This is a genomic window from Aeromonas sp. S2(2024) (assembly GCF_041402505.1).
In the GTDB taxonomy this organism is placed as follows: Bacteria; Pseudomonadota; Gammaproteobacteria; order Enterobacterales; family Aeromonadaceae; genus Aeromonas; species Aeromonas media.
This window is the reverse complement of record NZ_JBGLRL010000001.1, coordinates 1-13,250: the sequence shown is the minus strand read 5'-3', so window position 1 is coordinate 13,250 and position 13,250 is coordinate 1. Positions and strand designations below refer to the sequence as shown.

The 13,250-nt window shown below is 59.9% G+C and carries 15 protein-coding genes; 8 read left to right on the top strand and 7 right to left on the bottom strand.

The annotated features are described in order from the left end of the window. Nucleotides 1-4: 4 nt before the first annotated feature. From nqrE to ACB039_RS00050, 6 genes are all read right to left on the bottom strand, one after another. Nucleotides 5-601, bottom strand: a complete 597-nt coding sequence (nqrE, locus tag ACB039_RS00075) for an NADH:ubiquinone reductase (Na(+)-transporting) subunit E (RefSeq protein ID WP_005330713.1) — start codon at nucleotides 599-601, stop codon at nucleotides 5-7. Between the two features lie 3 nt (nucleotides 602-604). After that, entirely contained in the window at nucleotides 605-1,237 is a 633-nt protein-coding gene (locus ACB039_RS00070; RefSeq protein ID WP_005330711.1) for an NADH:ubiquinone reductase (Na(+)-transporting) subunit D, read from the bottom strand. Beyond that, nucleotides 1,230-2,018, bottom strand: a complete 789-nt coding sequence (locus ACB039_RS00065) for a Na(+)-translocating NADH-quinone reductase subunit C (RefSeq protein ID WP_025327949.1) — start codon at nucleotides 2,016-2,018, stop codon at nucleotides 1,230-1,232. The genes ACB039_RS00070 and ACB039_RS00065 overlap by 8 nt, the downstream gene beginning before the upstream one ends. Then, nucleotides 2,008-3,237: an NADH:ubiquinone reductase (Na(+)-transporting) subunit B gene (locus ACB039_RS00060; protein ID WP_042649549.1), complete on the bottom strand. Its 1,230-nt coding sequence runs from the start codon at nucleotides 3,235-3,237 to the stop codon at nucleotides 2,008-2,010. The genes ACB039_RS00065 and ACB039_RS00060 overlap by 11 nt, the downstream gene beginning before the upstream one ends. Nucleotides 3,238-3,240: 3 nt before the next feature. Beyond that, nucleotides 3,241-4,584, bottom strand: coding sequence for a Na(+)-translocating NADH-quinone reductase subunit A (locus ACB039_RS00055; protein ID WP_041206271.1), 1,344 nt, complete (start codon nucleotides 4,582-4,584; stop codon nucleotides 3,241-3,243). Nucleotides 4,585-5,023: 439 nt separating this feature from the next. Continuing rightward, entirely contained in the window at nucleotides 5,024-5,332 is a 309-nt protein-coding gene (locus ACB039_RS00050; RefSeq protein WP_041204526.1) for a BolA family transcriptional regulator, read from the bottom strand. 219 nt (nucleotides 5,333-5,551) lie between these two features. On the opposite strand from ACB039_RS00050, the gene ACB039_RS00045 reads away from it, so the two are divergent. The 6 genes from ACB039_RS00045 (at nucleotide 5,552) to ACB039_RS00020 (ending at nucleotide 10,733) form a co-directional block, all read left to right on the top strand. Continuing rightward, the gene (locus ACB039_RS00045) at nucleotides 5,552-6,685 is read left to right on the top strand and encodes a methyltransferase (protein ID WP_371164887.1); all 1,134 of its coding nucleotides are present in this window, start codon (nucleotides 5,552-5,554) and stop codon (nucleotides 6,683-6,685) included. A 12-nt stretch (nucleotides 6,686-6,697) separates the two neighbouring features. Further along, nucleotides 6,698-7,270: a YajG family lipoprotein gene (locus ACB039_RS00040; protein WP_371164886.1), complete on the top strand. Its 573-nt coding sequence runs from the start codon at nucleotides 6,698-6,700 to the stop codon at nucleotides 7,268-7,270. Nucleotides 7,271-7,285: 15 nt separating this feature from the next. Then, a complete protein-coding gene (locus ACB039_RS00035; RefSeq protein WP_005330697.1) occupies nucleotides 7,286-7,837 on the top strand; it encodes a peptidylprolyl isomerase in 552 nt (183 codons plus the stop codon). 114 nt (nucleotides 7,838-7,951) lie between these two features. Beyond that, the gene (locus tag ACB039_RS00030) at nucleotides 7,952-8,281 is read left to right on the top strand and encodes a hypothetical protein (RefSeq protein WP_371164885.1); all 330 of its coding nucleotides are present in this window, start codon (nucleotides 7,952-7,954) and stop codon (nucleotides 8,279-8,281) included. 187 nt (nucleotides 8,282-8,468) lie between these two features. Then, the gene (locus ACB039_RS00025; protein ID WP_043131200.1) at nucleotides 8,469-9,770 is read left to right on the top strand and encodes an MFS transporter; all 1,302 of its coding nucleotides are present in this window, start codon (nucleotides 8,469-8,471) and stop codon (nucleotides 9,768-9,770) included. A 156-nt stretch (nucleotides 9,771-9,926) separates the two neighbouring features. Beyond that, entirely contained in the window at nucleotides 9,927-10,733 is an 807-nt protein-coding gene (locus tag ACB039_RS00020) for an outer membrane protein OmpK (RefSeq protein ID WP_005330693.1), read from the top strand. Nucleotides 10,734-10,836: 103 nt separating this feature from the next. Here ACB039_RS00020 and ACB039_RS00015 read toward each other — a convergent pair whose 3' ends face one another. Then, a complete protein-coding gene (locus ACB039_RS00015) occupies nucleotides 10,837-11,319 on the bottom strand; it encodes a YajQ family cyclic di-GMP-binding protein (protein WP_041206278.1) in 483 nt (160 codons plus the stop codon). Nucleotides 11,320-11,533: 214 nt separating this feature from the next. On the opposite strand from ACB039_RS00015, the gene ACB039_RS00010 reads away from it, so the two are divergent. Next, nucleotides 11,534-12,481, top strand: coding sequence for a ketopantoate reductase family protein (locus ACB039_RS00010; RefSeq protein ID WP_371164884.1), 948 nt, complete (start codon nucleotides 11,534-11,536; stop codon nucleotides 12,479-12,481). A gap of 36 nt (nucleotides 12,482-12,517) precedes the next feature. Beyond that, nucleotides 12,518-13,078: a DJ-1 family glyoxalase III gene (locus ACB039_RS00005; protein WP_371164883.1), complete on the top strand. Its 561-nt coding sequence runs from the start codon at nucleotides 12,518-12,520 to the stop codon at nucleotides 13,076-13,078. Nucleotides 13,079-13,250: the final 172 nt, after the last annotated feature.

Genomic DNA, 13,250 nt, shown 5'->3' with positions numbered 1-13,250 from the left:
CCGATTACAGGGAAATACCAGAGAAGGACATGAAGCCCAGCGCCATCAGACCCGCGGTGATGAAGGTGATGCCAAGGCCGCGCAGGCCTTCCGGAACATCGGAGTACTTCATCTTCTCGCGGATCCCCGCCATCGCGACTATGGCCAGCATCCAGCCTGCACCCGACCCCACGCCATAGACTACGGACTCCACGAAGTTGTAGTCACGCTGCACCATGAAGGAGACACCACCGAAGATGGCGCAGTTCACCGTGATGAGCGGCAGGAAGATGCCGAGGGCGTTGTAGAGCGCCGGGAAGTACTTGTCCAGCGCCATCTCCAGGATCTGCACCAGGGCCGCAATCACCCCGATGAAGGTGATGAAGCTCAGGAAGCTGAGATCCAGGCCGGAGACCAGGGCACCGTCTTTGAGCACGTAGTTGTAGATCAGGTTGTTGGCCGGAACGGCAACGGTCTGAACCACGATAACGGCAATGCCGAGGCCCATGGCGGTCTTGACCTTCTTGGACACCGCCAGGAAGGTACACATCCCCAGGAAGAAGGAGAGCGCCAGGTTTTCGATGAAAATCGAACGAATCAACAGACTCAGATAGTGTTCCATACCTTAATCCTTTGCCTCCACCTGCTTGGGATCCTTGGTGCGCACGCCCCAGATGATCAGACCAATGATGAAGAATGCACTCGGCGGCAGCAGCAGCAGGCCGTTAGGCACATACCAGCCACCATTGTTCACCAGCGGCAGCAGCTCGATGCCGAACCAGGTGCCGGAGCCCAGGATTTCACGCACCGTGGCCACGACCAGCAGCACGGCACCGTAACCCAGGCCGTTGCCGATGCCGTCCAGGAAGGAGGGCAGCGGGGCACTCTTCATGGCATAGGCTTCGGCACGACCCATCACGATGCAGTTGGTGATGATGAGGCCGACGAACACCGACAGCTGCTTGGAGATGTCATAGGCATAGGCCTTGAGCACCTGGTCAACCACGATAACCAGCGAGGCAATCACCGCCATCTGGGCGATGATCCGCACGCTGTTCGGGATCTGGTTGCGGATCAGGGAGATGAACAGGTTGGAGAAGGCGGTGACCGCGGTAACGGCCAGCGTCATCACGAACGCCGTCTTCATCTGGCTGGTAACGGCCAGCGCGGAACAGACACCCAGCACCTGCAGTGCGATGGGGTTGTTGCCGAGCACAGGCGTCAACAGCAATTTTTTCATTTCGCTCTTGTCAGCCATTGTTGATTTCTCCTGCACGTACCTTGGCCAAGAAGGGACCGAAGCCCTTGGGGCCCATCCAGAAGTCGAAGGTGTGCTGTACGCCATTACCGGTCAGGGTTGCGCCAGACAGGCCGTCGATTTCATGCTCGGAACCAGCCGGAGCATGGCCTTTAATCACCCGCAGCGCAGGCTGACCGTCCTGATCGAACAACTTCTTGCCGACGAACAGCTCGCGCCAGGCCGGGTTCTCGATCTCGCCGCCCAGACCCGGGGTTTCACCGTGGTCATAGTAGGTGATGCCCTTGATGGTCTGGCCATCGGCCGCTACCGCCACGAAGGCATACATGGTGGACCACAGACCCTGGCCGTAGATCGGCAGGATGATGTTGTCGACCTTGCCCTCGGCATCCTTCGCGAAGAACACCGGGATCAGCTTGGAGATCTGACGCAAGCCAGCCTTGTCGTCGGCAGGTGCCAGGCGAACACTCTTGGCCGGATCTTTGGCCGCCAGCTTGGTATCGAAGTTGTCGGCATCGCCGTCAACGAATTCACCAGTGGCCAGATCCACCAGACGCGCTTCAATCTTGTCGCCATACAGCTGGGCCAGGTCACGCTTGGCTACCGAGCTGACATCGACACCGGCAACGGACAAGATGTTGCTTTGCTTGTCCAGCGCCTTGTTTTCCAGCTGGGCCGGACGCAGACCCACGGCGGCCACGGAGACCACGATGGAGCAGACCAGACACAGACCGGTCACTACGGCGAGAGTGCCGGTAGTAGAGTCTTTATTAAACGCCACGTGCGATCCTCCGCTTGATGTTCGCCTGCGCCACGAAATGGTCAAACAAGGGGGCAAACAGGTTGGCAAACAGAATGGCCAGCATCATGCCTTCCGGGAACGCGGGGTTCACGACACGGATCAGCACGACCATGACGCCGATGAGGGCGCCGTACCACCACTTGCCCTTGTTGGTAAAGGCGGCGGAAACAGGATCGGTTGCCATGAAGGCCATGCCGAAGGCGAAGCCGCCCAGCACCAGATGCCAATGCCACGGCATGCTGAACATGGGGTTGGTATCGGAGCCGATGACGTTGAACAGCAGGGAGGTCGCTACCATGCCGATCATCACGCCGGCGATGATGCGCCAGGAGGCGATCCGCATGTAGACGATCATGGCCGCACCGATGAGGATCATCAGGGTGGAGACTTCACCGATGGAACCCGGCAGGTTGCCGAGGAAGGCATCCATCCAGCTGATGGCTTCGCCGGTGGCACCGTTGATCAGCGCCATTTGGCCGCCCTGGGCCCACTGGCTCAGCGCAGTCGCGCCCGAATAGCCGTCAACGGCCACCCAGACGGCATCGCCGGAGATTTGACCCGGGTAAGCGAAGAACAGGAACGCACGACCCGCCAGGGCCGGATTCAGGAAGTTCTTGCCGGTACCGCCGAACACTTCCTTGGCCAGCACCACGCCGAAGGTGATGCCGAGCGCGGCTTGCCACAGGGGCAGCTCGGGCGGCACTATCAGGGCGAACAGGATGGAGGTCACGAAGAAGCCTTCGTTGATCTCGTGCTTGCGCACCATGGCGAACAGCACTTCCCAGAAGCCACCGACCAGGAACACGGTCAGGTAGATGGGCAGGAAGTGCGCCGCACCGATCAGCATCTTGCTGCCGATGCCGGCCACGGCCGGATCCAGCGAGGCACCCAGCAGGGTCGCTATGGTGTATTGCCAGGTATCGGCACCGGCCGCGCTGCCCAGATGGGCGATGGCGGCGATGGACTGGTTGCCGACGTTGTACATGCCCCAGAACATGGCCGGGAACACGGCCAGCCACACCATGATCATCATGCGCTTCAGATCGATCGCATCACGGACGTGGGCGGCATTGCGGGTCACGGACCCGGGGGTATAAAACAGGGTATACGCCGCCTCGAACAGGGCATAGTACTTGGCGTACTTGCCACCCGGCTCGAAGTGATGTTCCATATTTTCAAGAAGTTGCTTGAAACTCATCGCTTAACCTTCCAGTTCTATCTTGGTCAGGCACTCACGCAAGACTGGGCCGTACTCTGTCTTGCCGGGGCAGACGAAGGTACAGAGCGCCAGATCTTCCTCATCCAGCTCCAGGCAGCCGAGCGCTTGTGCGCTGTCGGTGTCGCCGGAGACCAGATCCCGCAGCAGCAGGGTCGGCAGGATGTCGAGCGGCATCACGCGCTCATAGTTGCCGATAGGCACCATGGAGCGATCACTACCGTTGGTGGTGGTAGTGAAGTTGATGAGTTTGCCCTTCATCAGATGAGAGAGGGTGGTACGGGTGATGGAGAACTTGTCGGCACTGGGTTTGACCCAGCCCAGGAACTCTTTCTCACGACCTTCACCCAGTACGCTCACCTGATTGTGGTAACGACCCAGGTAGTCATGAACCCCTTCGGCCTTGGCACCGCTGAGCAGGGAACCGGAGATGATGCGATTCTCGTCCGCACGCAGCTCGTTGTTGGTCAGCTGGCTGATGCAGGCGCCCAGACGGGTGCGCAGCAGGCGCGGCTTGATCACGTTCGGGCCGGCCAGGGCGATCACCTTGTCGGTGAAGATTTGACCAGTGGTGAACAGCTTGCCGTAGGCGATCACATCCTGATAGTTGATGTGCCACTGCACTTTCTTGGCACCGACCGGGTCCAGGAAGTGGATGTGGGTACCGGGCAGACCGGCAGGGTGCGGACCGACAAACACGGCTTCCTTGACCTGGGCCAGGGAGGCGTGCGGCAGGCTCGCCTCGCCCTTGCAGACGTGGACGGTGCCATCGGTCAGGCGGCTCAACACGGTCAGACCGTCGAGGAAGGCCTGGGCCTGTTCCTTGATGATGATCTCGGCGTTGGCGGCCAGCGGGTTGGTGTCCATCGCGGTGACGAAGATGGCACGCGGGGCAGAGCCCACGGCCGGCACCTTGCTGAATGGACGGGTACGCAATGCGGTCCATTGGCCTGATGCGACCAGGATCTCCTGCACCTTGCTGCGCTCGAGCTGTGCCAGCTCGGCAGACGCAAAGTGTTCAAAGGTCACCTGCTCGTCAGAACCATCGATGTCGATGACAACGGATTGCAGAACACGCTTGGCACCACGGTTGATCTCAGTAACCACACCGGTGGCAGGGGCCGTGAATTTAACGCCGGGATTCTTCTTATCTTCGAAGAGCTCCTGACCTTTAATGACGCGATCACCTACTTTGACGAACATAGTAGGACGCATCCCCACGAACTCTTCGCCGAGTGTAGCAACACGGGTGATGGCCGGGCCATCGTAGATTACTTGCTCCGGAGCACCCAGCACGGGGATGTCCAGTCCTCTTTTAATTGTAATCATACTCACTTGCACTACCGTTAAGGGAAGACAGGTTGGTTAGCGCCGAGAAATACATCACGACGAGTTGTTGAATGAGCCCGTCAACATCACGGAAAACTGTCGAAGAAACAAACAAATCAGCAACATACAGGATCATTCAAAAGCGCCTGAGTTTACCACCTTAGACAAGTCAGTCGCCACGCCAAATGGGGAAAATCCCCGTCCTATCACAAAATTAACCTCTACTGAATATTTCCCTTCCATCCCTGCAAGCCGTGGTTTTAAAGGATTTTTTGTTTTACTACCCACATGGAGGTAATTTTATCCGTCCCTGGAGTTGATTAGAAAAAGTAATCATTACCCTGATCCAATGCTCTCAGGTGCCGGCGGCTGGTGCCCCGGCCCCATCATGACAATTTTGTTGATTAATCGACAATTGGGTAATGAAAAGGTCAAAGGCTCAGGCAAAGGGGGACTTGCTGACACAGCCCGGGGTCTTGGGGGCCTGCTCCCGGGCCTGCCACTCCGCCTCGGTATAGGTATGCAGCGCCAACGCATGGATGGCCCCTGCCAGCTCCTCTGCCAGCACGCCGTTGACCTGACGATGGCGCCCCAGCAGGCGCTGCCCCTCGAACGCCTGGCTCACCACTATGACCTTGAAGTGGCTCTCGGATCCCGGCTCCACCCTGTGCATGTAGCTCTCGTTAATCACTTCCAGATGACTGGGGGACAAGGCGGCGGCCAGTTTGGCCTCTATCTGTTGTTGCATGCTCACGGGCAAGACTCCCTCGTTGGATATCCGGCCATTGTAGCCAGGGTTGCATGCCGGATGCATCAGGCCCGCTTTAAATAGAAGGAGGCCGGGCGCCTCCTCGCTGCGGGCTGGTGAAATTCTCCGCCGCCGCTAGAATAGCGCCACTTTCCCTGCCTGCCGGGCAACACGGTGCGGGCGGGCCTCATCTATCAGCAACACGTTGGACTCTTTCTTATGCAAACCCTGCTCGACACTGCCCATTGTCGTCTGACCCTGTATCGCTACCCACGGCAGAGCCAGGATCCCCTGCAGGCCTGGGATGCGGCGGACGAGTACCTGATCAACACATTGGCGGAGTCCCCTCTTGAACAGGCCGGCCCCGTCATCATCATGAACGACGGCTTCGGCACCCTGGCCGCCTATCTGCACGGCCATGGCCCGGTCTGCGTGAGCGACTCCCATATCAGCGAACGGGCCACCCTGGCCAATCTGGCGGAAAACAGACTGGATCCCGCACAGATAACCATGCAGGACGCCCTGGCCCCGCTGCCCGCAGCCCCTGCACTGGTGGTGATCAAGGTCTCCAAGTATCAGGCACTGCTGGAACAGCAACTGCTGGCCCTGCGCGAGGTGGTCACCCCGGCCACTCGCATCCTGGCCGCTGGCAAGGCCAAGGACATCCACAGCTCCACCCTCAAGCTGTTCGAGAAGTATCTGGGGGAGACCCGCACCTCGCTCGCCTGGAAGAAGGCGCGCCTCATTCACTGCGAGCCACAGGCCGAGCGCCCTGCCCTGACCAACCCCTTCCCGACCGTCTGGCCGCTGGAGGGCACCAACATGCTGATCCACAACCATGCCAACGTGTTTTCGCGCACCAGTCTGGATATAGGCGCCCGCTTCATGCTGGACAATTTACCGATCCACAGCGCACGCAAGGTGATCGACCTGGGCTGCGGCAACGGGGTGCTGGGTCTCTCGCTGCTGGCAAAAGACAGCGAGGTGGAGGTGACCTTCATCGACGAATCCCACATGGCGGTTGCCTCGGCGCGCCTCAACGTCGAGCACAACCTGCCGGCTGCCCTGCCGCGGGCCCACTTCCTGGTCAACAACTGTCTCGACGATGTAGCGGTCGGAGCGGCGGACAGGATCCTCTGCAATCCCCCCTTCCATCAGTTGCAGGCGATCACCGATCACATCGCCTGGCAGATGTTCACCGACGCACACCGGGTGTTGCCTCAGGGGGGTGAACTCTGGATAGTAGGCAACCGTCATCTGGACTATCACAACAAACTCAAGCGCTTGTTTGCCAACGCACAAGTCGTTGCGTCGAACAGCAAATTCGTTATTTTGAAAGCCATCAAACGCTAAAGGAAACCCATGATGAAAAAGTCACTCTTGCTGCTGGCCGCCCTGGTGCTGGGCGGTTGTGCCACCCACTGGCCGGAGACGGCGCTGCTCAATCCGCAAGTCATCCCCTCCAACCAGCAGTACTACTCTGGCAACCGCATCACCATGGAAGGGGTGGACAAGCGCGAGGCCGCCTATGTCTTCTCCATCAAGAAGAAAGAGAAGGCCCCCGTGCTGGTCAACAGCAGTCAGCCCCTCAACAACCTGCTGGCGGAAAAACTGGCGGAAGGGCTGCGCAGCCAGGGTCTCGAAGTGGGCAACAGCGGCACCACCAACCTGACCCTGGCCATCTCCACTGTCGCCGTCACCGTGGAAGAGAAGACCTTCACCTATGTCACCAAGTCCAAGGTCAGCCTGCAGGTGATCGCCGACTTCCAGGGCAACAGACTGACCAAGCAGTTCAACATGTCTTCCAGCAAGGAAGAGCCGGGTGAGCCGACCATGGCCGATCTGGAGTCCATCCTGAACCAGCAACTGGGCAGCGTGCTGCAACAGATCATGGCCGACGAGGCACTGCGCGGTTATCTCAAAGGCCAGCCGAGCTGAGCAAGGAGCATATAAATGAAGACTCTCTGGTTACTGGCCACCCTGATCGCCCCCCTGGCGTTCGCCGGACAAAAAGTCCAGATGGAGACCAACCACGGCAACATAGTGGTGGAGCTGGCCCCCAAGCAGGCGCCGCAGACGGTGAAGAACTTCCTGCGCTACGTGGCGGACGGCAGCTATGACGGCAGCCTGTTCCACCGGGTGATCCAGAACTTCGTGGTGCAGGGTGGGGGCTACAACCAGCAGTTCCAGCCGCTGCCAACCTTCGATCCCGTGGTCAACGAGTCCAGAGGCGGCCTGCCCAACAAGCGTGGCAGCATCGCCATGGCCCGTACCCAGGCGGTCGACAGCGCCACCCGCCAGTTCTACTTCAACCTGGTGGACAACGACAACCTCAACGCCAATGCCGGCGCCGGTTACACGGTGTTCGGCCAGGTGGTGCAGGGCATGGAGGTGCTGGACAAGCTGGCTCAGGTGCAGACCGGCTACAGCTCCATCCTGCGCGCAAATGACGTGCCGACCAGTCCCATCATCCTGAAAAAAGTGGTGCTGCTGGCGGACAAATAACGCGGGGCGGATCACATTCCGCCACGACGTAACCCGGGTCACCGGCGCCCCTTTCTATACTCTGGCCTTGTCCGATGTGGACGGAGTATGACCAGGCAGAGAGAGGAGGTTCCGGTGACTTGTCACGATTACATTGCCCAACATGCCATTGTGCTGGCCCAGGCGGTTCGTCACTTTTTGGCACGGGAAATTCCTTATCGACAGCTCGAGGATCTGAGCTGGCAACTCCTCTCCCACTGGCAGGCGCTGCCCGCCATCCCGATTGACAAAGAGCCCGCCACCGAACAGGAGGGGGTGTTCTGGCACCTGCTCCACAGCCTGCACCTGTGGGACGAGCATCAGCTCGTCACCGACACCTGGCTGCGGCAGCAACTGATGGCCTGCGCCACCTTTCTCGTGGCCGGGGGGACCTGTCCACGCCACTGCATCGGCTCACGCCCCTGAATCCCGGGTCGCCCCGTTCGGCTTGCCTTGGCTATCCCCCTCGAACCTGACAAAATGACCCCCTTTTCTCTGAGGAGTCAGGCAGTTGAACAATCTCCGCCCGCCCAGCCATACCCCGGACCGCGCCACAAGCTGGCGAGACGCCCTCGCCGTCTATCTGGAGGCGCGGGTACTCACTCTGTTTGCCATGGGCTTCTCCTCCGGCCTGCCCTTGCTGCTGGTGTTCGGCACCCTCTCCTTCTGGCTGCGCGAAGCCGATGTCAGCCTGACCGACATCGGCTACATGAGCTGGGTGGCGCTGGCCTATGGCTTCAAGTGGCTGTGGTCTCCCCTGGTGGATCGACTGCCGCTGCCGCTGCTCTCCCGGCTGCTGGGACGGCGACGCAGCTGGATGCTGCTCTCCCAGGTGCTGATCGCCCTCTCCCTGGTGGGCATGGCCTATTGCGATCCCAAGACCCAGCTCGCCCAGCTCGCCCTGTTCGCCCTGCTGGTGGCGTTTTGCTCCGCGACACAGGATATCGTCATCGACGCCTACCGCATCGAGTCGGCACCCGAGCGTCTGCAGGCGGCCATGGCAGCCTCCTACATGACGGGTTACCGGCTCGCGATGATAATGGCGGGGGCGGGGGCGCTGGCGCTGGCGGCCTGGCTTGGCAGCAACGACAGCTACGACTACCGCGGCTGGCAGCTCACCTACCTGCTGATGGCGGGACTCATGTCCCTCGGCGTCATCACCACACTGCTCAGCCACGAGCCGGATATCGACCTCCATCGCCAGAACGAGCAGCAGATGGAGCGCAAGGCGCTGCTGCTCGAGCGGGGCTGGCCCAAGACCCTGGCCGGGCTGGGCGCCTGGACCTATGAAGCCATCTGGTGCCCCTTTGCCGATTTCTTCCGTCGCTACGGCGGCTCGGCCCTGCTGATCCTGGGGCTCATCGCCTGTTATCGCATCTCGGATGTGGTGATGGGGGTGATGTCCAACAGCTTCTATGTGGACCTGCAGTTCAGCAAGACGGAGGTGGCCACCATCACCAAGGTGTATGGCGTCATCATGACGCTGGTGGGGGCGGCCTTGGGGGGCGTGTTGGTGATGCGCTTCGGTACCCTGCGCATCCTGTTTCTCGGCGCCGTGCTCACCGCCAGCACCAATCTGCTGTTCGCCCTGCTCAACGAGGTGGGTCACGATCTGGAGCTGCTGACCCTGATCATCTCCCTGGACAACCTCAGCGCCGGCATTGCGACGGCGGCCTTCGTGACCTATCTGTCGAGCCTGACCAATGTCGCCTTCTCGGCGACCCAGTACGCCCTGTTCAGCTCCATCATGTTGCTGATGCCCAAGCTGCTGGCGGGTTTTTCCGGTCAGGTGGTCGAGCAGATCGGCTACAGCAGCTTCTTCGTCGGCACCAGTCTGCTCGGCATTCCGGTCATGATACTGATCATCATGGTTGCCAAACGAGGCGATGCTTTGTTACCACAAGCGGACAAATAGCAAGCGTTTGCGCCATTTTGGGGGTGATTAGATTCACAAAACCGGACAAAGTTCCCTGGCTCTTGTTTATCCGATGAATTTATTTGGCTAGAATCCCTTCCGCTCCTTGTGGGCAGGCTACGGAAAACCTCAACTAACGCACAAGAGACCAATAAAATGGCCAAATTTACCAAGACTCTGATCGCTGCCGGTCTGCTGGCTGCATCCGCCACTCCGGCCTTTGCTGCCGATTACAGCGGCGACATCCACAAGAACGACTACAAGTGGTTCCAGTTCAACGTGATGCACACCATCGATCAGCTGCCCTACAGCGAATCTGAAGGTGGTTACAACGATACCTACTTCGAAATGGAGTTTGGTGGCCGCTCTGGTATCTTCGATCTGTACGGTTACGTCGACGTGTTCGACATCTTCCAGAACCGTCACGACGACAAGCACAACCAAGACAACTTGTTCATCAAGTTCGCACCGCGTATCTCCATCGATGCCATGACCGGCAAAGATCTCTCCTTCGGCCCGGTGCAGGAAGTCTACATCGCCAACCTGATCAACGTGGGTGGTCCGGATGGTCTGTTTGAAGCCATGACCGGTCTGGGTGCAGACGTACAAGTGCCCTGGTTCGGCAAGGTTGGCATGAACCTGTATGCCCGTCACGTCAACGAAGGCGGCGGCGAGCAGGGCTGGAACGGCTATCAGTTCTCCATGAACTGGTTCAAGCCTTTCTACACCTTCTCCAACGGCAGCTTCGTAGCCTATCAGGGCTACCTGGATCACCTGTTTGATGCCAAGGACACTTCCACCGACGGTACCGCCATGTTCAACGGCCTGTACTGGCACTCCGACCGCTACGCCGTCGGTTACGGTCTGAAGTACTTCAACGACATCTATGGCATCCAGAACGGTTCCTACGGTCTGAAGACCACTGGTTTCGGCCACTACTTCTCCGTGACCTACAAGTTCTAATCGAACTCGTTACACGGACACAAAAAACCGGAGCAGCTGCTCCGGTTTTTTTATGCCGCTTCGTCGATGAGGGGGAGTGGCCAAGGCCCTCCCCCCTTCATCATCAATCGCGGAAGTTCTGGAACTGCATCGGCTGACCCAGCTCGGCGCCACGCACCAGTGCCATGGCTTCCTGCAGGTCATCGCGCTTCTTGCCGGTGACGCGCACTTCGTCGCCCTGAATGGCGGCCTGCACCTTGATCTTGGAATCCTTGATAAGCTTCACCACCTTCTTGGCGGTCTCTTTCTCGATCCCCTGCTTGAACTTCACCGTCAGGTGGAAACGCTTGCCGGAGTGAACGCTGTCACCCACGTCCATCGAGCTGTTCTCGATGTTGCGCTTGAGCAGGGCTGCGCGCAGGATCTCGACCATCTGCTTGAGCTGGAAATCCGCATCGGCTTCCAGCTTGACCTCTTCCTTGTTCAATTCGAAGCTGGCTTCTACACCACGAAAATCGAAACGGGTCGCCAGTTCACGATTGGCGTTATCGACGGCGTTCAACACCTCGTTCATTTTGACTTCAGAGACAATATCGAATGACGGCATAGCCGGGCTCCTCATGCTGTACTTCAGGTTGTGCTGACAAAGGGGCAAATCTACCAGAAAATGGGCAAATTTGCTGATTTCGATGGGATTGCTCTGCTAGAATCCCCAGCGCACAGGAATGGCGAGACCCGTTAGTGTCCGCCTAGCGACATCTTCACTTATCCCCGGTAGCGGGTTGCTCGGAATGCAGCCACTACCCTGATTGAGCCTCTCCATGCCAAGCGGATTACGCGACAACAACCTGAAAAACAGCCGACACCCCTCCTCCCCCCGATGGTCCTTGCTGGGCTGTGGTGCTCTGGGCGGCGTCTTCGCCTCCTTGCTGACCCAAAGTGGCCAGCCGACCCGTGTCCTGCTGAGCGAGCGGCACCGCGCCACCCTGCACCCCGGCATCGATTTCACCTCCCTCGAGGGCCACACCCAGCTGCTCGCCATCGAGCGGGGCTTCATCGACAAGCCCGGCGCCATCCAGCGACTGTTGGTGATGACCAAGGCGGGTCAGGTGGTGTCGGCCCTGACGCCCCTGGCAGGCAAGCTGGCGGCAGGGGTTCCCATCGTGCTGCTGCACAATGGCATGGGGATAGCCGAACAGGTGGTGCAGCTGTTTCCGCATAACCCCGTCATTGCCGGTGTCACCAGCCACGGCGCCATGCGCTGCGGTCACTTCGTGTTCCGCCACACCGGCAAGGGCGAAACCTGGCTCGGCCCGGTCAACGATGCGGCCATAGCCTATTCTCATCTGGCCGACGAACTTGCCCTGGCTCTCGGCCAGGCCGGCTGGGATGAGCAGATCCTGACTCGCCAGTGGCAGAAACTCGCCATCAACTGCGCTATTAATCCGCTCACGGCGCTTTACAAGCTCAAAAATGGTGAGCTGGCCGGCCCACGCTTCGCCGATGCCCTGCAACAGATCTGCGTGGAAGTGGCAGACGTGATGCAGGCTGAAGGCCAACCGGCCAACCGCGACGAGCTGTTGCGCCGGGTGATGATGGTGGTGGAGCTCACCGCCGACAATTACTCTTCCATGTATCAGGACATGGAGCAGGGGCGTGAGACCGAGATCGAGGCCATTACCGGTTTCCTGCTCGGCAAGGCCGCCGCCCACGGCATCGCGGTGCCAGTCAATCAGGGCCTCTATCAGGCCGTCAAAGAGAAGCGCTGAGCCCGGGATCGCGGGCGGCAGGCTAAGGAGTGCAAGATGACCGCATTGGTTTTGGTAGCCCCGGGGTCGGAGGAGATCGAGACGGTCGCCATCGTCGACACCCTGGTGCGCGGGGGCATAGAGGTGGTGCTGGCCTCCTGCTGCCCCACTGGAGCGCGTCAGATCTGCGCCTCCCGCGGCGTACAGATCGTGGCCGATTGCCACCTCGACGAGCTGACGACCCGCGACTTCGAACTCATCGTCGTGCCAGGTGGCCTGCCCGGCAGCGAGGTGATCCGCGATACGCCGCTCGCCATCGACCTGCTGAGGGAGCAGGCGGCGCTGGGCCGCTGGCGCGCTGCCATCTGCGCCGCCCCCGCCGTGGTATTGCTGCATCACGACTTGCTGGGTGATGCCAGTGCCACCTGTCACCCGGGCTTTCAGGCCCGCCTGCCCGCCGCGCAACTGAGCACGGCCCGGGTGGTGCGGGATGATGCCCATCGTCTCATCACCAGTCAGGGCCCTGGCACCGCCATCGAGTTTGCCCTCGAGCTGGTGCGGGTGCTGCGTGGCGATGAAACCGCCCGTGCGGTAGCCGGGCCCATGGTGTTGCCATAGGCTCAGGTTGTCGGGCGGCCGATTATCTTTCAGCCGCTCTTGTACCACCCCAAGAAAGATCTGTAGTGGTCTAATCATCCCGGACACCATTTTAGGTGGTACAGTCGCCACCATGACTTGAGGTGTTCAATGACAAGATTACGTCGCTCATTTACTGCTGAATTCAAACTCG